Below are 21758 nucleotides of genomic sequence, written 5' to 3' on the forward strand. Positions count from 1 at the left end.
TCAGTGGCCGACCGGCTGGCCGCGCTGGCCCAGCCGCGCCAGCTGCTCGACGCCGACCTGGATCGCCGCGGCCAGCGCCACGTAGAGGCTGGCGCTGCCCAGGTAGGGCAGCAGCCAGTCGCTGTAGTTCTGCCACCAGCCGGCCAGGGTCGGGTTCGGCACGCTGCGGCTGACCCAGTAGAAGCTGCCCTGCGCCAGCAGGTGGCACAGCGCCACCGCCACCAGCAGGCTGCCGGCGGCCAGGCCCAGGGCGCGCCAGTCGGCACCGTGGTAGCGCCGCGCCAGCCAGGCGCCGCCGGCCCACAGCACGAAATAGGCCGGGATCAGGCACCAGTAGGCCGGCGACACGCAGTAGTGCTGCCAGAAATCCAGGCCCTGGCTGCGGATGACCAGGTAGTCGACCAGCACCGCCAGTGCCATCAGCAGCGGGAACGCCCAGCGAGTCCAGCTGCGCAGGTAGAAGCCGCCGACGAAGAACACCGCCCACGACGCGTCCGGGATCGCCCCGAAGTGGTTGATGCGGGTCGCGGCCAGCAGCGCGGTCAACAGCAGCAGGGCGGGGAGGCGGTGGGTGGAAGGCGTCATGACGGCGGGCACCGGGGCACGTAAGACCCCGGATTCTACTGGAAGCGTGGCGCGCGCGAGCGCCGTGCGCCGCTGCCGCCACGGTGCGCAAGCTGGGCGGTGGCGCTCACCGGCCAGACGGGTGCCGGTCGTATCATGGCCGGATGAGCAAACGACATGACGTAGTGATCGTCGGCGGCGGCCTGGTCGGCGCCAGCCTGGCCATCGCCCTGGACCGGCTGGGGGTGGACGTGGGTCTGGTCGAGGCCGCGCCGCCGGGCGCGTTGCCGCCGGTATTCGACCAGCGCAACCTCAGCTTCGCTGCCGCCACGGTCAACGCGCTGAGCGCGTTGGGGGTGATGCAGCGGCTGCGCGCACCGACCGGCCCGATCCGCCGCATCCACGTCAGCCGCGCCGGCGATTTCGGCCGGGTGCGGCTGGAAGCCGCCGACTACGGGCGCGAGGCTTTCGGCCAAGTGGTCGTCGCGCGCGACTTCGGCGAGGCGCTGGAGGCCAGCCTGGCGGCGACGCGGCAGCTGACCCGCTACCGCCCGGCGCAGTTCGTGGCGCTGGAGCCCGACGCCGAGAATGGAGAGCGCCGGGTGCGGATCCTGCGCGACGGCAGCGAGCAGGTCCTGCACGCGCGCCTGCTGGTCGGTGCCGACGGCAGCGCCAGCGCGGTTCGCGAGGCCTTGGGCATCGCCGCAACGCGCCACGATTTCCAGCAGACCCTGTTCGTGGCGCGGGTGCGCGGCAGCCGCCAGCCCGACGGCACCGCCTACGAGCGCTTCCGCGACGACGGCCCGACTGCCTTGTTGCCGCGCGGCGACCGCCATTACGGCGCGATCCACGCGGTGGCCGCCGAGGACGCCGACGCGGTGGCGGCGCTGGACGAGGGCGCCTGGTTGCAGCGGCTGCAGGGGGCGCTGGGCTGGCGCGTCGGCCGCCTGCTCGGTAGCGGCGAGCGCAGCGCCTATCCGATCGTGCAGGTGCTGGCCGAGCGGCTGGCCGATGCGCGCGCGGTGCTGCTGGGCAATGCCGCGCAGACCTTGCACCCGCTGGGCGCGCAAGGCTTCAACCTGGGCCTGCGCGATGCGCTGACCCTGGCCGAACTGATCGAGCGCGACGGCACCGACCCGGGCGCGCCGGCGCTGCTGCAGCAGTACGCGCAGCGCCGCGAGCAGGATCGCCAGCGCACGGTGACGTTCTCCGGTGGGCTGGCGCGGCTGACCGCCAATCCGACCCCGCTGCTGCGCCCACTGCGCAGCCTGGGCCTGCTGGCGGCGGCGCAGGCCGCGCCGCTGCAGTCGTTCCTGGTCGGCGGCGCGATGGGCTTCCGCGGCGATGTGCCGCAGCTGTGCCGGGAGACGCGCGCATGAGCCGGCGCGGCGTGCTGGATGTGGTGGTGGTGGGCGGCGGCGTGGTCGGCGCGGCCTGTGCGCTGGCCCTGGCCGGCGAAGGCCTGGCGGTGGCGCTGGTCGAGGGTCGCGAGCCGCCGCGCTGGTCGGCCGACACGCCGGACCTGCGCGTCTACGCCTTCGCCCCGGACAACGCGGCGCTGCTGCAGGGCCTGGGCGTGTGGCCGCAGGTCGTCGCCAGCCGCGCCAGCGCGTACCGGCGCATGCGCGTGTGGGATGCCGGCGGCGGTGGCGAACTGGCCTTCGACGCCGACACCCTGGGCCGCGACCAACTCGGCTGGATCGTCGAACACAATCTATTGGTCGAACAACTGTGGGCGGCGCTGTCGGCCGCCGGCGTGCAAGTGCATTGCCCGGCGCGGGTGGAGGCGCTGGAGCCGTCTGCCGAGCGCGCGCGTCTGCGCCTGGACGATGGCAGCCGCCTGGACGCACGCCTGGCGATCGCCGCCGACGGTGCCGAGTCCACGGTGCGCGGCCTGGCCGGGCTGGACGCGCCGGCGCACGACTACGGCCAGCGCGGCGTGGTCGCCTTCGTGCAGACCGAACAGCCGCACCAGGACACGGCCTGGCAGCGTTTCCTGCCGGGCGGCCCGCTGGCGTTCCTGCCGTTCGCCGACGGCCGCAGCTCGATCGTGTGGACCTTGCCCGAGGCCGAGGCGGCGCGGGTGCTGGCGCTGGACGATGCGGCGTTCGGCGCCGAACTGACCCAGGCCTTCGGCGCCCGCCTGGGTGCGGTGCGCGCGCTGTCGCCGCGGCTGGGCTTCCCGCTGCGCCGGCAACTGGTGGAGGCCTACCAGCGCGGCCGTCTGCTGGTGCTGGGCGATGCCGCGCACGTGGTGCATCCGCTGGCCGGGCAGGGCGTCAACCTGGGCCTGCGCGACGTCGCCGCGCTGGCGGCGCTGGTGCGGCAGGCGCAGGCGCAGCGCGTGGACTGGGCGGCGCCGCAGCGGTTGGCGCGCTGGGCGCGCGGCCGTCGCAGCGACAACACCGTCGCCGCCTACGGCTTCGACGCGATCAACCGGCTGTTCTCCAACGACGAGCTGCACCTGACCCTGCTGCGCGGCCCGCTGCTGGGCCTGGCCGGCAAGCTGCCGCTGTTGATGCACGGTTTCTGGAAGCGCGCTTCCGGCGTGTGAGCGCACGTTCCGGCCGGACGCGGCGGCCGCAGATTCGACCACGCGCGCCGAGCGGCGCCCGTACCCTCATCCGCCCCCTCGGGGGCACCTTCTCCCGGAGGGAGAAGGAAGAGCCAGCTTCGGCTGGTTTGCTTGAGCCCCTCTCCCCTCGGGAGAGGGGGTGGGGTGAGGGGAGGGCGCGAAGCGCAGCACGCAGGCCGCGTCCCTGCCATGGAGGATGACGATGCAAGACGCGACACAGAACGTGGATCTTTTGATTTCCCACAGCCAACTGCAACTGCGCGCCAGCGCCTTCGACGAGGCCGCCTGCCGCTGGGGGCCGCGCAACCTGGAGCAGGGGGTGATCCTGCATCGCGACTACGTGGTGTTCGATCCGTTGCCCGAGGACGCGTTCGGCGCGCAGGTGCACCTGGTGCTGGCCGAGGCGTTCGCGCCCGATCCGCGTGCGCAGCGGCGCATGCAGGTGCCGTTCCGGGTGGATCCGGATGCGCGGGTGCAGGTGGCGTCTGCCGCCGAGGCCTTCGATGTGACACTGGCGCTGCAGCCTGGCGACTACGCGCTGTACTACGAAGTCTGCGAAGGCGACGACGAGGTGTATTACCGGCTCACCCTGGTGCCGGCGGCGCAGCCGGTCGCGGCGCGCTATCTGCTGGATGATCCCTGGGGCGGGGTGCGGGATGCGCCGCTGCAGGAGGGACTCCTGTAGCTGTCGTCAGCGCGGTGGGCGAGGCCGAGCGGCGGGGTGGCGTGGTGGAAGACACGCGCTGCGAGGAGATCGGGTCGATGCAGCGGCGATGGCGGCGTCAGTGTGGGTGATGCGGTTGCGCGATGCTGTGGCGCTCGCGTTGCCGGTGTCTGCGGTGTTGTCGCTTCAGAAAACAATCGCGCCGCATGCGGCGGGAAGGCCGCAGGCGGCGCGCGTGGTGGAGAGGGTGCGGGTCAGTCTACGCGTGAGTCGCGTCACGTCGACATCCAGCCTTCCAGGTCGGCCTTGCTCAGCCGGCCGTGGTGATGCACGTCGACGGCATCGAACTCGGCGTACAGCGTCGGGTCGGCCTTGGCTTCGGCGCGGCTGATGTAGCCGTCATGGTTGCGGTCGAGCTTGGCGAAGTCGATGTGGTAGTCGCCGACGATCGAGTTGGGTTCGACCGAGGTGACATTGATGATCTGGCCGTTCTGGTGCAGGGTCACTTCGTCCGGCGCCGACTGCGCCATGGCCAGCGCCGGCGCGGCAAGCAGCGCGAACGCGAACGGGACGAGACGAGGAACGATGCGGTTCATGGCACGACTCCTGTTGCTGGGAAGGAGTCAAGAACATAGGCCTGGCCGAATTAATCGACACTAAAAAAATCGGGCGTTCGCATCTGCACGTCGGCGCTGTTTAGCAAGCGTTTCCAATATGCCTTGGGCCGCGACCGACGGCGTCCCGGCGTCCTTCATGGCGGCGCCGGGACGCATGTCGCTGCGGCTACAGCCAGCCGGCGAGCTGCGCGCGGCTGAGGCGACCGCTGCGGGTGGTGTCCAGCGCGTCGAACTCGTCGGCCAGCGACGGATTGGCCTGCGCTTCGCTGCGGCTGATATAGCCGTCGTGGTCGGTGTCCAGCGCCTCGAAGTCGATGCGGTAGCTGCCGGCCACACGGTCCGGCTGGATGCTGCGCACGGTCACCTGCGCTTCGCCGGGCGTGGCCGGCAACTGCACCTGGTGAGTGACCACGCCATTGCTGAGCGGCTGCGCGCGCACGTTGACCGGCACGTCGCGCAGCGGCTCGGTGGTGGCGCTGGAGGCAGTGTTGAGATTCTGCGCCGCGGCCGGCGCGGCGCAGGCGCACAGGCAGCAGAGCAGGGCGAGGGAACGGCAGGACATGGACACAACGGACTCCAGTATGGCGATGGATGGCGGCCCCGGCTCAGCCGGGGATGAACGGAAACGCGAGCTTCAACAGGCCCTTCAGCCCGCCCTCGGCGGTGTTGGCGACGGCCTTGGCGCCGAGGCTGTTGAGCGCGCGGCGCACGTCCTCCCAGCGTAGCTTGCTCACGTCCTTCTTCAATAGATCGGCGACCTCCTCGGCGGTGGGCGCCAGCTTCTGCAGTTCGTGCGTCACCTTCTCCGGCTCCGGCTGCAGGTAGCCCCAGCGCTCGGCGATCTTCAGCAGCGTGTCGAAGCGCACCGCCATCACGTCGCGGTTGCGCTCGTACACGGGCATGGCGCCGACGTCGACGATGGCCTGTTCGAAGCGTTGCTGGTCGTCGGGATGCTCGATGCGGATCGCCAGGAAGCCGTCCTTCTTGCTGCGCTCGCTGACATGCTTGGCCCCGGCGCGCAGGTTGTCCTCGGTCAGCACCGTGGCGACGATGCGCTGCAGCGCTGCCTCGTTGTCCTCCGGCACCAGCGCACGCCAGCGCGCATAGCCGTCGCGGCGCAGGCCCTTGACCTTGGCCGGGGTCACCCGCAGGCGCATCGCCACTGCGTTGTTGGAATCGCTGCGCGAGATCGCGCCGTCGCGTTCCAGCAACACGAAGATCAGCAGTTCCAGGTCGCGCTTGGTCAGCGACTGGAAGCCCTGCAGCAGGGTCAGGCGCAGGAATTCGTCGGCGAAGCCGGCCGGGTTGTTCAGTTCGATCGGCTGCATGTGCGCGGCCCTCCAGTCAGTGCAGCCAGGATGCCAGGGGACCATTGCGCGGGCTGAGACGCCGCTGCGATACGCATCCCATCAGCGTCCGTGCTCGCGGCCGGGGCGGTCGCTGCGGAAGGTTTCGATCGCGCCACGGTCTTGCAGGGTCACGTCGACATCGCGCCCGTCGGCGCCGCCGAAGGCCAGGTTGGTGGGCTTGCGGCCCTTGGTCGCGACCTCGTGCAGCAGCGTGCCGTCGGGCGCCAGCACGATCACCTTGCCGGCGTCGTAGCGGGCCACGTACAGGTTGCCGTCGATGTCGCAGCGCATGCCGTCCAGGCCGGCGTCGGCGAAGCTGGCGAACAGCCGCTTGTTCGAGACGGCGCCGTCGGCCGCACGGTCGTAGACCCAGATCCGACGCTGCACGCTCTCGTTGACGTACAGGCGCTTGCCGTCGGGGCTGACCTCGATGCCGTTGGTGGTGCCCATGCCGGTTTCGATCAGGTGCGCGCTGCGGTCGCGGTCGATGCGCCACAGCTGGCCGCCGTCGTGCTTCCAGTCCGGGTCGCTGGCGTACAGGGTGCCGTCCGGCGCCATCGCGATGTCGTTGGGCTGGAACGCGCCCGGCAGCGTGGCGTAGACCTCGATGCGCTTGCTGCGCAGGGCGATGCGCAGGATGCGGTGCTGGCCGTAGTCGGCCACGTACATGCGCCCGCGGCGGTCGAAGCGGATGCCGTTGCCGATGCTGCCGTTGGGAAGATCCACGAACAGCGTGGCCTGGCCGCGGCCGGTGGCGTCGCGCTGGACCCGGCCGATGCTGCCGTCGTGGGCGAAGTTGACCACGTACAGCGCACTGTCCGGGCCGGTCGCAGGGCCTTCGATCTTGTCGGTGAACACGCCATCGCCGACCAGGTCGCGGGCGCGGAACAGGGTCTCCTGCGCCCCGGCCGGGGCAGCCAGCAGCAGGGCGAGGGCGGCGAGCAGTGGGCGGCAGCGCATCGGGTGTCCGGACGGCGGGGGAGGCGGCAGTGTGCCAGAGGCCCCGGCGCATCGCGCGATAGCGCTCACAGTGCCGATGCCGCGCCAGCGATTAGGGTGGGGAACCCTTCCGGTCGGAGTTGCGCATGGAGCCGTCCTCGCCGAATCGCCGCCGCCTGTTGCTGGCCGGCCTCTCCGCCACCGCCGCCGGTATGCTCGGAGCGTCCACGTGGGCGGCCACGCCGGCACGACGCCGCAAGCCGCTGGGCGTGGCCCTGGTCGGCCTGGGCGAGTACGCCAGCAGCCGCCTGGCGCCGGGGCTCGCCCTGACCCGGCACTGCCGCCTGGCCGGCATCGTCACCGGCTCGCCGCAGAAGATCCCGCAGTGGCAGGCGCGCTATCGCATCCCGGATCGCAACGTCTACAGCTACGACGAGTTGGAGCGCATCGCCGACAACCCGGACATCGACGTGGTCTACGTGGTCACGCCCACTCATCTGCATGCGCCGCTGAGCATCCGCGCCGCGGCCGCCGGCAAGCACGTGTGGTGCGAGAAGCCGATGGCGCTGCACGTCGAGCAGGCGCAGGCGATGATCGAGGCCTGCGCGCGCAACAAGGTGCGGCTGAGCATCGGCTACCGCATGCAGCACGAGCCCAACACCCGGCGCCTCATCGCCCTGGCCGGCGAACGCCCGTTCGGGGCGATGCGCAGCGTGCGCGCCGAGGCGGGCTATGCCGGCTACGGCGACACCGACCCGGCGCAGCGGCCGTGGCGGCTGCGCGCGCAGTACGGCGGCGGTGCGATGTACGACATGGGCGTGTATCCGCTCAACGCGGCGCGCTACACGACCGGCGCCGAGCCGCTGGCGGTCAGCGCGCGGCGATCCACCGATCGGCCGGCATTGTTCGACGAGGTCGACGAGCACATGCACTTCACCCTGGAGTTCCCGCACGGGGTGACCGCCAGCTGCGCGGCCAGCTTCGGCCGCACCATGAACCTGCTGCGCGCCGAGTGCGCGAAGGGTTGGTACGAACTGGCGCCGTTCCAGGCCTACGACGGCGTGCGCGGCCGGGCCAGCGATGGCCGCCTGTTCGACGCGCGGGTGCACCACCAGCAGGCGCTGCAGATGGACGAGGATGCGCTGGCGATCCTGCAGGGCACGCCGCTGCGCGTGCCCGGCGAGGAAGGCTTGCGCGATATCCGCATCGTCGAGGCCATCCAGCGCTCGGCGCGGGAGGACGGGGCGCGGATCGTGTTGTAGCGGTGGGCGGCGCCAATGCGCTCGTCACAGGAGCGGCTTCAGCCGCGATGGCTTTCCCGGGAAACCCATCGCGGCCGAGCCGCTGCTACGAAACACCGCATGTGGACGCGCGACCGGCTCAGCCGGGGATCGCCAGCACCGTGATCTCTTCGCGATCGTGGTAGAGCTGCTTGGCGCGCAGCTGCAGCGGGCGCTCGGCACGCTCGGCGAACAGGTCCAGGCACAGCCGGGTCTCGTCCCAGCGCTTCTTCATCGGCAACTTCAGGTTGAAGATCGCGTGCCGGCACCAGCCCTCGCGGAACCAGGTGGCCATGCGCTCGGCGACGCGGCGCGGTTGCTCGACCATGTCGCAGACCATCCAGTCCAGCGGCTGCGGCGGTTTCCAATGGAAGCCATCGGCGCGCAGGTGGTCGGCCAGGCCGCTGTCGAGCACGTGCTGGCGCAGCGGGCCGTTGTCCACGCTGGTCACGTGCAGGTGCTGGCGGGTCAGCACCCAGGTCCAGCCGCCGGGGGCGGCGCCGAGGTCGGCCGCGCGCATGCCCGGGCGCAGCAGCGTCTCGCGCTCGTGCGGGGTCAGCAGCGCCAGCAGCGCTTCTTCCAGTTTCAGCGCCGACCGCGAGGGCGCCTCCGGCAGCAGCTTGAGGCGCGGGATGCCCAGCGGCCACGGCGCGCTGTCCTCGCTGTCGGCCACCGCCAGCAGGGCGTGCGTGCCGGTCACGAAGCACACGTGCAGGCGCGGCAGCCGCGGCTGCGGCTTGTCGCTGAGCAGGCCGGCCTTGCGCAGCGCCGGGCGCAGCGCGTTGCCGAAACTGCGCGCCAGGCCCGACAGCGGCTTGCCGGCGTCCGAGTCCGGATGTTCGACCCACAGGTCGCCGAAGCGGGGCTGGCCGCCCAGCGCCTGCAGGATCGGCGCGATGCGGTCGCTGGCCGGCAGCTCGCGCAGGTCGGCCAGCAACTGCAGCTTCTGCCGGGCGAAGATCAGCCCGCGCCAGGGCAGCGCCTGCGCCGGCACCGCCGTGTCGCTGAGCAGCAGCGCGTAGCCGCTGTTGCGCTCGGTGCGCGCGTAGGCGGCCAGCCCGGCCTCGCCGGCGCGGGCGTTGAGCTCGGCCGCCAGTTCGGGTTCGAAGCCGGGCCGGCAGTAGCACAGCAGGCCATGGACCAGCGGGCCGTTCTCGGAGGACATGGGCAAGCCTTCGCCGGCGGCGTCAGTAGCGGGGGCTGTCGAGTTCGCCGTAGCGGCGCAGCACCGCGCAGGCGGCGTCGCGGTGCAGGCCGCGCACCACCTCGATGCCGCGGCGCTGCAGTTCGCCGACCCAGTCCGCCGGCAGCGGGCCTTCGTCGAACGGGGTCAGCGCCATCACGTCCTCGGCGCTGGCACCGATCAGCAGGCGGTCGATGCCGGCCCAGATGGTGGCGCCGTAGCACTGGCAGCACGGCTGCGAGGAGGTGGCCAGGGTCACCGGCGACAGCGCCGCGTTCAGCCGCGGGGTCTGCAGGCGCTGCTGGGCCAGCATGTAGGCCATGTTCTCGGCATGCGCCAGCGAGGTGGTCTGCGGTACCACGCGATTCACGCCGACGGCGATGATGCGGTGGTCCGGGCCGAACACCGCCGCGCCGAATGGGCCGCCGCTGCCGGCATCCACGTTCAGCCGCGACAGTTCCACGGCCAGCGCGACCTTGTCGGCGTCGCTGGCGTAGACGGCCTGCGGATCGACCGCCTCGTGGATCCAGGCGGGCAGGGTGAGGTGGACTTGCGCGTAGAGCATCAGCGGACGGGTTCGGCAGGCTGGGGGGCGCGCAGTGTATCGGCTTGCGCGGCGCGCGCGCTGCATTGCCCGGCCACGCACGAGCAGCCGGCGATCGCGCGCGAGCCGCACACGCTCATGCGCCCGCTGGCCTGGCACTGCGCCATCACGCCCTGCGGATCGGTAGGGCTGTCGCGGTTGACGCAGGCCGGCATCGCGCCGCAGCAGTTGCCGACGTTCTTGACGGTGCAGTCGGCATCGGTGCGGCAACTGGTGTCGACCTTGATTGGCAGGCCCGGTGCGGATGCCGTGGGTGCCGGCGCCGGCTCCGACGGCTTGGCGGTCTCGCTGCGCGCGCAGGCGCTGGACAGCAGCATGCCGGCGATCAGGCACAGGGAACACAGCAACGACGCGAAATGACGGGGCATGGCGATCTTCCGTGCGGTGGAGTGCGGCCATGGTAGCAACCCACCGCGCCGCCGCCGGGTCAGCGGCGCACGACGGTCATCGCGTCGGCGCTTTCCTCCGAGATCCGCAGCGCTGTGCCGTCCAGCGCCTGGTGCAGCGCCTGGCGGATGCTGACCTGTCCCTTCACCGCGTTGACCGGCAGCGAGGCGAGGCCTGGATCGCGGTACACGACCATGCAGCCGGTGGCGTGGGCCAGTTGCTGCGACACCTCATCGAAGCGCCCGGCCGGCAGGTCGTAGGCGTGGTCGGGGACGGCGTCACACTTGCCGGTTGCCGCCGGTGCGCTGGCGTTGGCGGCCGGGTTCGGCGCCGCCCCGGATGGCGCGTTGGAGGCGTGGCAGCCAGCCAGTGCGGCGACTAGGACGAGAGCGGGACAGCAACGGCGCAGGACGGTGTGCATGGCGCGATTCCCGTGGGAGGACCTGCGCAAGTCTAGGCAGCGCCGCTTAACCGGGCTTGGCTTCGCGCACGGCGGGTTGCGGCCGCGCATGCACCAGGGTGCACCACAGCACGCCGCCGAGCAGGCAGGCGATCGCCAGCAGTTCCAGCGCGGTCGGCCAGCGCTGTTCCCACAGGAAGCCGTACAGCAGCGCGAATACGGTCTCGAACACGATCATCTGCCCGACCAGGGTCAGCGGCAGCAACCGGCTGGCGTGGTTCCAGCAGGCGTTGCCGATGACCGAGGCGAACAGCGCCAGCACCAGCGCCATGCCCCAGAAGCGCATCCAGTCGGCGCCGGCATGGGCCGTGCCTGACAGGGCGAACGCCGGCAGGGCCAGGGTCAGGGCCAGTGCGCCGGTGACCACGCCGGTCAGCAGCGACCAGTCGCGGCCGGACAGGTCCGGGCGCCGCCGCAGCCAGCGCGCGTTCTTGATCGAGTAGGCGGTCCAGCACGCCAGCGCGCCGACCGCACAGGCCAGTCCCGCCGCACGCAGGCCGAGGCTGGCGGGAATGTGCGGCCGCGCCACGGCCAGGGTCTGCACCGCGACCAGCGCCACCCCGAGCACGCACAGCGCGCAGGGCGCGGCGAGCCGGCGTAGGCGGACCGCGCCGGCCGCGCGCGAGCCGATCACCGTGACCGCCGCCGGCAACAGGCCGATGATCAGCGCGGTGGCGGCGCCGCCGGCCCACTGCACCGCGCTGCCCAGCAGCACGTAGTAGACGATGTTGCCGAGCAGGCTCAGGCGCAGCAGCGCCCACCATTCGGGCGCGCCCAGCGGCGCGGTGGCGGTGCGCCAGCGCGGCAGCAGCACCACGGCAGCGATGGCGCCATAGGCCAGGTAGCGCGAGATGGCCAGTTGCAGCGGCGAAAAGGCGCTCAGCAGTTGCGGCGCCAGGAACACCAGGCCCCACAGCGCGCCCGCGACCATGCCGCTGCCGACCCCTGCCCATAGACGTTCGCGCATGCGGTTCGTTTCCGTGTCGGCCGTGTCAGCCGTGACGGCTCAGCATGCCGGCGCCGGCAGCGGCCGGCTTGTCCCAGACTCCTGTCCTGGCGCCGGGCGATGACGGCGGCGGTAGGCGGCCGGGGTCTGCCCGGTGCTGCGCTTGAGCGCGCGGGTCAGCGCGCTCTGGTCGGCATAGCCGCTGTCCTGGGCCAGGTCGGCGATCGGCCGGGTGCCGTGCGTCAGTTGCCGGCGCACCCAGTCCAGCCGCCGTGCTGCCACCCAGTCCTGCGGCGTGCGTCCGAACGCAGCGCGGAACAGAGCGTGCAGGCGACTCGGACTCAGGTGCGCCAGCTGCGCCATGCGCCGCACCGGCCAGTCCTGGCCGGGCGCGGCCTCGATGCGCCGGCACAGCGCCTGCAGCCGCTGCCAGCCGCGCGGCGCGGTGTCCGCCTGCAGCCAGGCCAGCACGGCGGCGCCGGCTCGTGCATGGGCGGCAGCGAGGTCCGGATGCGGCGCCTGGGCGGCAAGCAGATCCTGCAGCGGCGGCGGCAGGTCGAGGAATGGCTGTCGCCGAAGGCGCTCCAGCGCGTCGTCGCCGAAGGCATCGGTGCGGCAATCAACGACCAGGAAGCGGTTGGCATCCAGCGCGGACTGCGCATGCCGGGTCTTAGGCGCGACCACCGCGGCGCGGAAACGGTCCAGATAGCCGCCGCGGCCGTCCACCTCCAGTTCCATCGAGCCGTGCAACGGCAGCACCAACTGCACGTGGTCGTGCTGATGGGCGGCGCCGTCGCGGCCGTAGCTGCGCAGGCTGAAGGACGAGGCGGGGGACATGCCCGTTACGCTAGCGCGCGGGCGGTGGCGGGGGAAGGGCGGGGATTGGGGATTGGGGATTGGGGATTGGGGATTGGGGATTTTTCGCGAGTGCACGGTATGTGCGGCGCCTCTGGCGACAAAAAGCCACTCCGCGACTCCACGGTGGGTGCGGCTTCAGCCCCGACAGGCGTTATCGGTAAAGCCCGTCGGGGCTGAAGCCCCTCCCACAGTGCAATCGCAACCGCCCAGCACTTGCGGAAAATTTCGGGTCCCGATTTGCGGGGTTCCGAATCCCCAATCCCAAGTCCCCAATCCCGGCTTTTTAGCCCGCTCTTCAGCGCGATGCCTCACCAATAAAACATTGCTAACGCTAGCCCTGCAGGAAGCGGCCGCGCATGCAGCCATCCTGTGGGAGGGACTTCAGTCCCGACGCGATAGCGCTAAACGACGCGGCAGATTTCCCGGCACGCGGTCCGCGGCCGATGCGCTGCCTTCCTCCAGGACATCGCCGTCGCTGGAGGCATCGCACACGCGCTTGGTCAGCCGCCCTGGCCGCCGCTCCAGGTATCGCGCAGGGTCACGCTGCGGTTGAACACCGGCGCGTCGGCGCGGTGGTCGTAGCGGTCGGCGACGAAATAGCCGGTGCGCTCGAACTGGAACGCCTGCTCCGGCGCGGCCTGGGCGGCGGCGGGTTCGACGTAGCCGCGCACGCTGCGCTTGGAGTCGGGGTTGAGGTGGTCGCGGTAGGTCTTGCCGTCGGACTCGTCGTCAGGCTTCTCCACCGAGAACAGGCGGTCGTACAGGCGGATCTCGGCCTCGACCGCGTGCGCGGCGCTGACCCAGTGGATGGTGCCCTTGACCTTGCGGTTGGCGCCTTCCATGCCCGGGCGCGATTCCGGGTCGAGCCAGCCGCGCAGTTCCACGATCTCGCCGGCGTCGTTCTTGATCACCTCGTCGACGCGGGCGATGCCGGCGCCGCGCAGGCGCACTTCGCCGCCCGGCACCAGCCGCTTCCAGCCCTTGGGCGGGACTTCGGCGAAGTCCTCGCGCTCGATCCACAGTTCGCGCGAGAACGGCACTTCGCGCGTGCCGAAGCTCTCGTCCTTGGGATGATTGGAGAAGGTCAGCGTTTCGCTGTGGCCCTCGGGCAGGTTGCTCAGCACCAGCTTCAGCGGCTCGATCACCGCCATGCGCCGCGCGGCGTGCGCGTCCAGGTCTTCGCGCAGGCAGCCTTCCAGCACCGAGAAATCGATCACCGAGTTCTGCTTGCTGATGCCGACGCGGTCGACCAGCAGGCGCAGTGCGGCCGGCGTGTAGCCGCGGCGGCGCAGGCCCTGCAGGGTGTACATGCGCGGGTCGTCCCAGCCGTCGACCAGGCCTTCGGCGACGAGTTGGGTCAGCTTGCGCTTGCTCATCACCGTGTAGTTGATGTTGAGCCGCGAGAACTCGATCTGCCGCGGCTTGGCCGCCTCGCGCGGCAGGCCCTTGTCCAGCAGCGGCTGCAGCAGTTCGGGGTGGCCGGCCAGATCGACCTTGTCCACGCACCAGTCGTACAGCGGGCGGTGGTCCTCGAACTCCAGCGTGCACAGCGAGTGGGTGATGCCTTCCACCGCATCGCCCAGCGAATGCGCGAAGTCGTACATCGGGTAGATCGGCCAGGCGTTGCCGGTGTTCTGGTGCTCGACGTGCTTGATCCGATACAGCGCCGGGTCGCGCAGGTTGATGTTGCCGCTGCTCATGTCGATCTTGGCGCGCAGGGTGCGCGCGCCGTCCGGGAACTCGCCGGCGCGCATGCGTCGGAACAGGTCCAGGTTCTCCACGACGCTGCGGGTACGGTACGGCGAGTCTCGGCCCGGCTCGGTGAGGGTGCCGCGGTACTCGCGCACCTGCTCGGCGGAGAGGTCGCAGACGAAGGCGTGGCCGTCGCGGATCAGCTTCTCGGCGGCCAGGTAGTACACCTCGAAATAGTCCGAGGCGTGGCGCAGCTCGGCCCAGTCGAAGCCCAGCCAGCGCACGTCGTCCTGGATCGCGGCGACGAATTCGGGATCTTCCTTGGCCGGGTTGGTGTCGTCGAAGCGCAGGTTGCAGCGCCCGCCGAACTCGGCGGCGATGCCGAAGTCCAGGCAGATCGCCTTGGCGTGGCCGATGTGCAGGTAGCCGTTGGGCTCGGGCGGGAAGCGGGTGCGGATGGCCGTGTGCTTGCCGCTGGCCAGGTCCTCGCGGACGATCTGGCGAATGAAGTCTTTCTTCTCGGCCGGGGCGGAGGCGTCGGTGGCGGGGGTGTCGGACATGCGCGCGTCTGAGAATAAGTAAAGCGCAAGTTTATAGTAAGTAAAGCGCTGCTTTAGCTTGGCCGGACTGGTCTGCGGCCGTCCTGGCGCGTAGGCTGCGGAACAATTCACTCAAGAGAAGCCCGCATGCAGGCGTTCCGTCTTGCCCTTGGCGTCATGCGTCCTTCTCAGTTTGCGTACCCGTGTACGGGCCTGTGTTGCCTTTCCTCGCTCCAGGTTCTGCCTGGCTCCGTGGCCCGAGGCTGAGGGGCCGACCATGCAGATCGCCTACCGCGCCCAGCACCTGATCGATGCGCACCTGGCCAAGCACGCGCTGGAGGATGCCGGCATCACCGCCTTCGTGTTCGGCGAGGCTCTGCTCGGCGGCGCCGGCGAACTGCCGTTCGGCGTGGTCCAGGTCTGCGTGGCCGACGAACTGCTGGAAAAGGCCCAGGAAGTGCTGATGGCATTGGGCCTGGGCGGCCAGGTGACGCGGGCGATGTAGTTTGGGGGCTGGGATTGGGGAGTCGGGATTGGGGATTGGCAAAAGCGGGGGGCTGCCGGCGTGAATCCCCAATCCCTAATCCCCAATCCCGGCCGTCAGCCATCCCGGCGGCACGGCATCCGCCACGGCCAGCGCACGCAGGCGCTTGAACAGCACCACGGTCTCGGCCACGTTCCAGACGCGCAGGGCGACTTCGAAGGTGTCCAGCGGCTTGGTCAGGAAATCCTTGGCGCCCAGGCCGAGGGCGCGGTGGCGGGCGCTGCGGCTGGGGTCGGCGGTGAGCACGATCACCGGCAGGAAGCTGGACGGGCCGGCCAGGCGCGCCAGTTGTTCCAGGATCGCGTAGCCGTCCAGCTCCGGCATCATGAGGTCGAGCAGGATCAGGTCCGGCGCGAACGCGGCGACCAGGCCCAGCACCCGTTGCGGGTCGGTGGTCGCCACCACCTGGCGGAAGCCTTCGCGCTGCAGCAGTTCTTCCAGCAGGCGCACGTTGGCCGGTTCGTCGTCGACGATCAGGATGCGGGCGGCGAGGACATCGTTGCGGGTCATGCGAGGTGTCGGTCCAGAACGGAGAAGAAGTCGGCCACGTCCAGCGGCTTGGTCAGGTAGGCGCACACCGGCTCGCCTTGCACGCGCGCCAGCGTGGTCGCGGTGGCATCGGCGCTGATCACCACCACCGGGATCGCCGCGGTGTGCGGCTGCGCGCGCAGCGCCTGCAGCAGTTCCTCGCCGTTGCCGTCGCTCAGGTGCAGGTCGAGCAGGATCAGGTCGGGCGTGGCCTGCTGCAGATGCGCGCGCGCCTGCGCCAGGCTGGCGGCCTCGTGCAGGCGCCAGTGCGGGCGGCGTTCGACCAGGGTGCGGATCAGCGCCTGGTTGGACGGGTTGTCCTCCACGCTCAGCAACTGGCGCTGGATCCCGCTCGCCGTCGTCGCCATCACGGCGGGGTCAGGCAGTGCCGCTGCCTGTGGGCGGTCCAGCGGCAGCGCGATGGTGAAGCGCGATCCGTCCGCGCCGCTGTCCACGGCGATGCGCCCGCCCATCGCCTCGGTCAGGCGCTTGCTCAGCGCCAGACCCAGACCGGTGCCTTCGATCGCCGAGCGCTCGGCGCCGAGCCGCTCGAACGGCGTGAACAATCGTTCCACCTGCGCCGGCGTCAGGCCGTGGCCCTGGTCGTGCACGCTCAGCGCCAGGGACTGGCCTTCGGGCACCGCGCTCACCCACACCGCGCCACCCGGGCGGTTGAACTTGATCGCGTTGGACAGCAGGTTGATCAGCACCTGGCGCAGCCGCTGCGGGTCGGCGCGTACGGTCCACTCCGGCGGCAACTGCGGCGGCCGCAGCACGATGCCGCGCGCCTGCGCCTCCGGTGCGACCAGGCCCAGCGCCTCTTCCAGTGCGGCATGCACCGGCACCGGGCGCGGGCTCAGGTCGAGCTGGTCGGCCTCGATGCGGGCGATGTCCAGCAGTTCGGTGATCAGTCCCAGCAGGTGTCGGCCGGCGCCGAGGATGTGCTGCAGGTGGTCGCGCTGCGCCGCGCCCGGCAGGTCCATCTCCAGCACCTGCGCGTAACCGAGGATGGCGTTGAGCGGCGTACGCAGTTCGTGGCTGCTGCGCGAGAGGAATTCGGTCTTGGCGCGGTTGGCGCTCTCGGCCTCGCGGCGCGCCGACTGCGCTTCCTCGGCGCGCGCGGCGAGCAGGGTGCTGGCCTGCTGCAGGCGTTGCGCGACCTGGCCCAGTTCGTCGCCGGCCGGTGGCTGTGGCGCCAGCGGCCGGCCGTCGCCGAGGCGGTCGGCATTGGCCGAGAGCTGGCGCAGGCGTCGCGACAGCGACGAGGCGAACCAGGCCACCGCGAGCACCGCACCGAGTCCGCCCAGCATCGCCGCGCACAGGGTGATCAGCAGGTTGCGCTGGCGCAGCGCCTGCGCCTTGGCGGTGCGCACCTGCAACTGCGCGGTCTCGTAGTTGCGCAGCTCGCGCAGTTCCGCGCGCAGGATGTCGAGAGTGACCTTGCCCTCGCGCAGCTGGCGGATCTCTTCCTCGCGGCTCAGGTCCGGCGCGAGCAGCCGCCGCCAGCCCTGCATCTTCTCCTCGAACAGCGGCTGGATGCGGGCGAAGCGCTGCGCCTGGCGCGGGTCGGTGATGCGTTGCGACAGGCGCTGCACCACGGTCTTCAGCCGCGGCTCGGCGTCGCGGTACGGGGTCAGGAACGCGTCCTGGCGCACCAGCCGGTAGCCGCGCACGCCGGCGGCGGTCTCGGCCAGCAGCGCATGCGCCTCGTGCAAATCGCTGAGCAACTGCAGGGTGCGGCGCACGTCGTTCTCGGCGGCGATGTTCTGCCGCTCGACGCTGTAGATCGCCACCAGCGCCGCCACCAGCAGCAACAGCGGCAGCGCCACCAGCGCCAGGCTCTTGCGGGTCAGCGGCCAGTCGTTCCAGCGCCGCGCCAGCGCCCTCACAGCGCCACCCCCGCCTGCACCGCGACCACCGCGGCCTGGGTGCGGTCGGCCACCTGCAGCTTGTGCAGGATGCGCTCGACGTGGACCTTGGCGGTGCCGGCGCTGATGCCCAGTTCGGCGCCGAGCGCGGCATTGGTCAGCCCGCGCGACAGTAGCGCCAGCACCTGCCGCTCGCGCGCGCTGAGCACGGCCAGGCGGTCGGCCTGCGCCGGTTTGCGCCGCCGCGGCGCACGCGGCGGTTCGGCCGCCAGCGGCGCCAGCAGCGCGGCGATCGCGGACAGGGCTTGCACGTCCTCCGGTGCCGGGACGGTGCGGGCGTCCCAGCCCAGGCACAGCATGCCCAGCGGCACGCCCAGCGTGGCGATCGGCAGGCACAGTTCGCCGGCCTCGTTGGCGGCATCGCCGCGCAGGCGCCACGCATGCGCTGGCGCCTCGACGGCGACGCTGGCGCCCGGCGGCAACGCATCGCCCTGGCTGGCCAGCACCAGGCAGCGGGCGCCCCGCACCGCCAACACCGCGGCGTGCGGGGCCGCGACCAGGCCGCTGGCAGATACCAGGACGTGCGCGGAGGCCTGCGCGGCATCGCCGGCCTCGCGCAGCGCCGCCGCGGCGGCGGCCACGGCCTGCCAGCGCGCCGCGTCGGCGGCGTCGCGGCGCAGTGCCTCACGCCACTGGCCTGCATTGGAAGGAGGGTGCACGGGCGCGTCTCCGTATGCCGAACGGCATATTCGAGGATATGCCGCCCAGCGGATGTTGCGCAAGCCGCCGCTGCCGATACTCGCTTCGCCCCGAGACGGCATCCCCTCAGCACACGGAGACTTCCCATGCGTCGCATCCTGTTCGCCCTGGCACTGGGCCTGACCACCACCTCCACCGCGCTGGCCGCGCCGGCGATGCACTACGACGGCGAGCCGGCGACGCCGGCCAGCAGCGCCGAACGCGAGATCGCCGGCCTGTTCGACCGCTGGAACGCGGCGCTGGCCACCGGCAATCCGCAGCGCGTGGCCGACCTGTACGCCCGCGACGGCGTGCTGCTGCCGACCGTGTCCAACCAGGTCCGCGCCAGCCGCGCCGAGATCGAGGACTACTTCAGCCACTTCCTCGCCGCCAAGCCGCGCGGCGCCATCAACTACCGCCAGGTGCGGCTGCTCGACGACGACAGCGCGGTCGACGCCGGCGTCTACACCTTCACCCTGAACAATCCCGACGGCAGCACCCGCCAGGTGCAGGCGCGCTACACCTTCGTCTACGAAAAGCGCGACGGGCGCTGGCTGATCATCAACCACCACAGCTCGGCGATGCCGGAACCGGTCGCCGCCGCCACGGCCAGCGCCGCAACGAAGTGAACGTCGCGCCTGTCACCGCCGCCGAGGTGGTCGGGTGCACTTGAAAGCGGACTCCGGCAGCGCCATCCACACGACATCGCCGTCGCTGCCAGGAGTCCATGCCATGTTGGGAATCGGTGCCTTCAAGCAGCGCCTGCCGCACCCGGGCGAGAGCCTGCCGGGACGCGCGCAGCCGCTGCCGCTGCACAACCGCCACTTCGTCAACGGCCACCCCTTGCGCGATGCCTTCGCCGGCCTGGAGCAGGTGCAGTTCGGCCTGGGCTGCTTCTGGGGCGCCGAACGCAAGTTCTGGTCGCTGCCCGGCGTGTTCAGCACGGCGGTCGGCTATGCCGGCGGCGAGACGCCCAATGCCACCTATCGCGAAGTGTGCTCCGGTCAGACCGGCCACACCGAGGCGGTGCTGGTGGCGTTCGACCCGCAGACCGTGCGCTTCGAGCAGTTGCTGCAGACCTTCTGGGAAAGCCACGACCCGACCCAGGGCATGCGCCAGGGCAACGACACCGGCACCCAGTACCGCTCGGCGATCTACTGCACCACCCAGGCGCAGTACGAGGCCGCGCTGGCCAGCCGCGACGCCTACCAGCAGCGCCTGGATGCTGCCGGCTACGGCCCCATCACCACCGAGATCCGCTTCCCGGCGCCGCCGTTCTACTACGCCGAGGACGAGCATCAGCAATACCTCGCCAAGAACCCGGGCGGCTACTGCGGGCTGGGCGGGACCGGAGTGAGTTGTCCTATCGGGCTGGAGGCCTGAGTCTCAACGCGGAGGTTGCGCCGCGGCCGACCCGCGCTCGGCTGCGGCGCGCCAGCACGCTTCTTGCGCGCTGCCCTCGTCCGTCCTTTGCTGGCTGGGAGCGGCTGGAGCCTGGGGTATCTCCGATCAAAGTCGCTCGTGAGACGGTAAGCGGCTTCCGCACACGCGGAGAGCCATGCCAGGACGAGGGTCGATAGCAACATCGCCAGCGCAATCCCACCAGCACTCTGGTTGGATGGCGCAAAGAGATTGAAGGCGGCCGGTGCAAGCAACCAGGGCACGAATGCGGCCGCGTATAGCGCAATGGCTCCTTTTCGATAGCTCCTGGCTGATTTCCAGATCCCTTTGGGCACGAAGTGCGACTTGTCGTTCGACACCCCGATCATGCCTTTGGCCATCTTGCAGTAAGTCAGCACCTTTGCTGCATTGCTGCGTTCCAACGCGATCCTGATTTCGTCGCCGTCGAGATTGCCGCCGATGGCATTGCCGACCGCGATTTGCAACGCAGCCGCATCCGCAGCGCGCCAGGCACCATCCAGGGAAAGCGCGTAAAGGCGTTGCGTGCGTTTCACGGAGAGACTGAGAAAGCCGGTCCTCCATTTCAGAAAAAACATGGGAAGGGCTCCGGCTGCTGCGATGACGCCGGCGAGGTTGCTGTAGCGGCTTGCGAACTCGACGAGTGACATGACGCGCCTCTGGGCTGAACTCGGGGGCATGAAGCCACGGCACGCTCTCAATAAACGAGACTGAACTGCGCCGGGACGCAGCAGCGCCCATCGGCCGACGCCGCCTGCCTACTTGGCGATGCTCGTGTCGGGTTTGTCGGCGGCGGGCCGCAGCCGTGCCGCATAGCCGGACAACTGCAGCGCCTTACGTGGCGACAGCTCGGCCTTGAGCCGCACGATCGCCGCATCGCCGTCGCGGCTGCGGCCGAGCGCGTAGTCGGTGCGTGCCAGTTCCAGCGTCGCGCGTTGGCGGACCGTCAGATTGCCGAAGGGATCGAAGAACGAATCCACGCGGCTGCCGTCCTGCACGCCGGTCCAGCCGAATGCCAGCTCGGCTGGGGCTTCCTCGGCGAGCTGAGCGTAGCGGCGCCGCGCTTGGGCCGGCGCGATCTGGCCGCTCAGCAGGGCCAGGCGGGTTCGCAACAGCGCCGTTTCGGCGGCCGGTGCGTCGGCGGCGTAGGCATCCAGGACGCGGCCCATCCACGCCCAGTCGACGTTGCCGGTGTCGGCCTGGGTACCGAGCAGGTTGAAGGCGAGGATCGCGGCGCGCTGCGTCGCGGTGGTGGCGCGCTCGACCGCATCCGCAGTGGGGCGCCCCAGCGTCGACGGCTGCACCAGCGCGATCGCCGGGTCGTGCGCAAGGATCGCCTCCAGGTCCGGTTTGTGGAAATAGCCCACCACGACCAGCACGGTCTTGCCCGGGTGCGCCAGTGCCGCGGCGCGGATGCGCTGGGCCTGCAGGAAGGTGCGGTACAGGTACAGGCGTCGCGGCAGGTCCTGGTCGGCCCGCGGCGCCGGCGTCTGCGCCCATTTCTGCACCGCGGCCACGTTCTCGGCCGCATCCGCCGCAAAGAAGTCGCGCTGCAGGGCGGCCTTGTCGGAGAAGGACAGGAAGCCCTGGAAGCCCTGTTCGCGGCGCAGTTCCAGCGGGGTGTCCAGGTCCACGCCGAAGCCCAGTCTGGCGTCCTCCACCGGCGGCATCCAGTCGATCGGACAGAGGGCGACGGGATGCGCCGCGGCGTACGGCAGGATCACGTCCTGCACCTCGTAGGTGTATTCGTAGTAATCGCCGCGCGCCGCCTGCTCCGGCGGGCGTTCGATACAGATCGCGTCCGGCGCGAGTTGCTCCAGGAACGCCGCGAGCACGCCCGGCTGGTCGCGTTCGGAAACCAGTTGCCCCGCGTGCTCCACGCCCAGGATCGCGGCCCGCGTCGGTGCCGGTGTGGCGGCCATGCCGGTGGCGCTGGCGGCGGCCAGCGCCAGCGAAAACAAACAACGCGCCATCCATCCGCGCATGCGCCTTCTCCTGTCGACG

General features: G+C 70.9%; 24 protein-coding genes. 7 read left to right on the forward strand and 17 right to left on the reverse strand.

Annotation, left to right across the window (positions count from 1 at the left end; all coding sequences use genetic code 11):
* On the reverse strand, window positions 1-585 hold the full coding sequence (locus SLW52_RS01725) for a hypothetical protein (protein ID WP_152182396.1): 585 nt from the start codon (window positions 583-585) through the stop codon (window positions 1-3).
* Window positions 586-728: 143 nt separating this feature from the next.
* Between SLW52_RS01725 and ubiH the strand changes: the two genes are divergently transcribed.
* The 3 genes from ubiH to comJ all read left to right on the forward strand — a co-directional run bounded on the left by ubiH (window position 729) and on the right by comJ (window position 3824).
* Window positions 729-1943 carry a 2-octaprenyl-6-methoxyphenyl hydroxylase gene (ubiH, locus tag SLW52_RS01730; RefSeq protein ID WP_320739570.1) on the forward strand — a complete coding sequence of 405 codons (1215 nt, stop codon included), beginning with the start codon at window positions 729-731 and terminating at the stop codon, window positions 1941-1943.
* On the forward strand, window positions 1940-3118 hold the full coding sequence (locus tag SLW52_RS01735; protein WP_320739569.1) for a UbiH/UbiF family hydroxylase: 1179 nt from the start codon (window positions 1940-1942) through the stop codon (window positions 3116-3118). Before ubiH ends, SLW52_RS01735 begins: the two co-directional genes overlap by 4 nt.
* Window positions 3119-3341: 223 nt before the next feature.
* Complete coding sequence (comJ, locus tag SLW52_RS01740; RefSeq protein WP_320739568.1) at window positions 3342-3824, forward strand: competence protein ComJ; 483 nt, start codon at window positions 3342-3344, stop codon at window positions 3822-3824.
* A 254-nt stretch (window positions 3825-4078) separates the two neighbouring features.
* Here the strand turns inward: comJ and SLW52_RS01745 are convergent, their stop codons facing one another.
* The 4 genes from SLW52_RS01745 to SLW52_RS01760 form a co-directional block, all read right to left on the reverse strand.
* Window positions 4079-4399, reverse strand: a complete 321-nt coding sequence (locus SLW52_RS01745; protein WP_010340011.1) for a hypothetical protein — start codon at window positions 4397-4399, stop codon at window positions 4079-4081.
* 187 nt (window positions 4400-4586) lie between these two features.
* Window positions 4587-4982, reverse strand: a complete 396-nt coding sequence (locus tag SLW52_RS01750; protein WP_017914183.1) for a hypothetical protein — start codon at window positions 4980-4982, stop codon at window positions 4587-4589.
* 43 nt (window positions 4983-5025) lie between these two features.
* Window positions 5026-5748: a hypothetical protein gene (locus SLW52_RS01755; RefSeq protein WP_320739567.1), complete on the reverse strand. Its 723-nt coding sequence runs from the start codon at window positions 5746-5748 to the stop codon at window positions 5026-5028.
* An 81-nt stretch (window positions 5749-5829) separates the two neighbouring features.
* Entirely contained in the window at window positions 5830-6729 is a 900-nt protein-coding gene (locus tag SLW52_RS01760; RefSeq protein ID WP_320739565.1) for an SMP-30/gluconolactonase/LRE family protein, read from the reverse strand.
* Between the two features lie 191 nt (window positions 6730-6920).
* On the opposite strand from SLW52_RS01760, the gene SLW52_RS01765 reads away from it, so the two are divergent.
* A complete protein-coding gene (locus tag SLW52_RS01765) occupies window positions 6921-7970 on the forward strand; it encodes a Gfo/Idh/MocA family oxidoreductase (RefSeq protein WP_320739730.1) in 1050 nt (349 codons plus the stop codon).
* Between the two features lie 118 nt (window positions 7971-8088).
* Here the strand turns inward: SLW52_RS01765 and rlmM are convergent, their stop codons facing one another.
* From rlmM to SLW52_RS01800, 7 genes are all read right to left on the reverse strand, one after another.
* Window positions 8089-9153: a 23S rRNA (cytidine(2498)-2'-O)-methyltransferase RlmM gene (rlmM, locus tag SLW52_RS01770; protein ID WP_320739564.1), complete on the reverse strand. Its 1065-nt coding sequence runs from the start codon at window positions 9151-9153 to the stop codon at window positions 8089-8091.
* 22 nt (window positions 9154-9175) lie between these two features.
* Window positions 9176-9736, reverse strand: a complete 561-nt coding sequence (locus SLW52_RS01775; RefSeq protein WP_320739562.1) for a nucleoside deaminase — start codon at window positions 9734-9736, stop codon at window positions 9176-9178.
* Complete coding sequence (locus SLW52_RS01780) at window positions 9736-10143, reverse strand: hypothetical protein (protein ID WP_267093538.1); 408 nt, start codon at window positions 10141-10143, stop codon at window positions 9736-9738. Before SLW52_RS01780 ends, SLW52_RS01775 begins: the two co-directional genes overlap by 1 nt.
* A gap of 59 nt (window positions 10144-10202) precedes the next feature.
* Window positions 10203-10583 (reverse strand): STN domain-containing protein, encoded by a 381-nt coding sequence (locus tag SLW52_RS01785; protein WP_267103539.1) that lies wholly within the window; start codon window positions 10581-10583, stop codon window positions 10203-10205.
* Between the two features lie 46 nt (window positions 10584-10629).
* On the reverse strand, window positions 10630-11589 hold the full coding sequence (locus SLW52_RS01790) for a DMT family transporter (RefSeq protein ID WP_152235588.1): 960 nt from the start codon (window positions 11587-11589) through the stop codon (window positions 10630-10632).
* A 39-nt stretch (window positions 11590-11628) separates the two neighbouring features.
* Window positions 11629-12405 (reverse strand): AraC family transcriptional regulator, encoded by a 777-nt coding sequence (locus SLW52_RS01795; RefSeq protein ID WP_267093541.1) that lies wholly within the window; start codon window positions 12403-12405, stop codon window positions 11629-11631.
* A 521-nt stretch (window positions 12406-12926) separates the two neighbouring features.
* Window positions 12927-14678 (reverse strand): glutamine--tRNA ligase/YqeY domain fusion protein, encoded by a 1752-nt coding sequence (locus tag SLW52_RS01800; RefSeq protein WP_267093542.1) that lies wholly within the window; start codon window positions 14676-14678, stop codon window positions 12927-12929.
* A gap of 256 nt (window positions 14679-14934) precedes the next feature.
* On the opposite strand from SLW52_RS01800, the gene SLW52_RS01805 reads away from it, so the two are divergent.
* Window positions 14935-15162: a DUF2007 domain-containing protein gene (locus SLW52_RS01805; RefSeq protein ID WP_017915895.1), complete on the forward strand. Its 228-nt coding sequence runs from the start codon at window positions 14935-14937 to the stop codon at window positions 15160-15162.
* 75 nt (window positions 15163-15237) lie between these two features.
* On the opposite strand, the gene SLW52_RS01810 is transcribed toward SLW52_RS01805, so the two are convergent.
* The 3 genes from SLW52_RS01810 to SLW52_RS01820 are packed head-to-tail and all read right to left on the reverse strand — an operon-like array spanning window position 15238 to window position 18316.
* Window positions 15238-15711, reverse strand: a complete 474-nt coding sequence (locus tag SLW52_RS01810) for a response regulator (protein ID WP_242160283.1) — start codon at window positions 15709-15711, stop codon at window positions 15238-15240.
* Complete coding sequence (locus tag SLW52_RS01815; protein ID WP_320739560.1) at window positions 15708-17618, reverse strand: ATP-binding protein; 1911 nt, start codon at window positions 17616-17618, stop codon at window positions 15708-15710. Before SLW52_RS01815 ends, SLW52_RS01810 begins: the two co-directional genes overlap by 4 nt.
* The gene (locus tag SLW52_RS01820; protein ID WP_152237886.1) at window positions 17615-18316 is read right to left on the reverse strand and encodes a helix-turn-helix transcriptional regulator; all 702 of its coding nucleotides are present in this window, start codon (window positions 18314-18316) and stop codon (window positions 17615-17617) included. Before SLW52_RS01820 ends, SLW52_RS01815 begins: the two co-directional genes overlap by 4 nt.
* Window positions 18317-18442: 126 nt before the next feature.
* Between SLW52_RS01820 and SLW52_RS01825 the strand changes: the two genes are divergently transcribed.
* Both SLW52_RS01825 and msrA read left to right on the forward strand, forming a co-directional pair.
* On the forward strand, window positions 18443-18964 hold the full coding sequence (locus SLW52_RS01825; protein ID WP_267085615.1) for an SgcJ/EcaC family oxidoreductase: 522 nt from the start codon (window positions 18443-18445) through the stop codon (window positions 18962-18964).
* Window positions 18965-19067: 103 nt separating this feature from the next.
* Window positions 19068-19718 carry a peptide-methionine (S)-S-oxide reductase MsrA gene (gene msrA, locus SLW52_RS01830; protein WP_267117371.1) on the forward strand — a complete coding sequence of 217 codons (651 nt, stop codon included), beginning with the start codon at window positions 19068-19070 and terminating at the stop codon, window positions 19716-19718.
* On the opposite strand, the gene SLW52_RS01835 is transcribed toward msrA, so the two are convergent.
* Both SLW52_RS01835 and SLW52_RS01840 read right to left on the reverse strand, forming a co-directional pair.
* Window positions 19664-20404: a hypothetical protein gene (locus SLW52_RS01835; protein ID WP_320739559.1), complete on the reverse strand. Its 741-nt coding sequence runs from the start codon at window positions 20402-20404 to the stop codon at window positions 19664-19666. The two genes, msrA and SLW52_RS01835, sit on opposite strands and share 55 nt — an antisense overlap.
* 108 nt (window positions 20405-20512) lie before the next feature.
* Window positions 20513-21739 carry a hypothetical protein gene (locus SLW52_RS01840; RefSeq protein ID WP_320739558.1) on the reverse strand — a complete coding sequence of 409 codons (1227 nt, stop codon included), beginning with the start codon at window positions 21737-21739 and terminating at the stop codon, window positions 20513-20515.
* Between the last annotated feature and the right edge of the window lie 19 nt (window positions 21740-21758).

It is taken from the genome of Xanthomonas sp. LF02-5, assembly GCF_034105325.1.
Taxonomy (GTDB): Bacteria; Pseudomonadota; Gammaproteobacteria; order Xanthomonadales; family Xanthomonadaceae; genus Xanthomonas_A; species Xanthomonas_A sontii.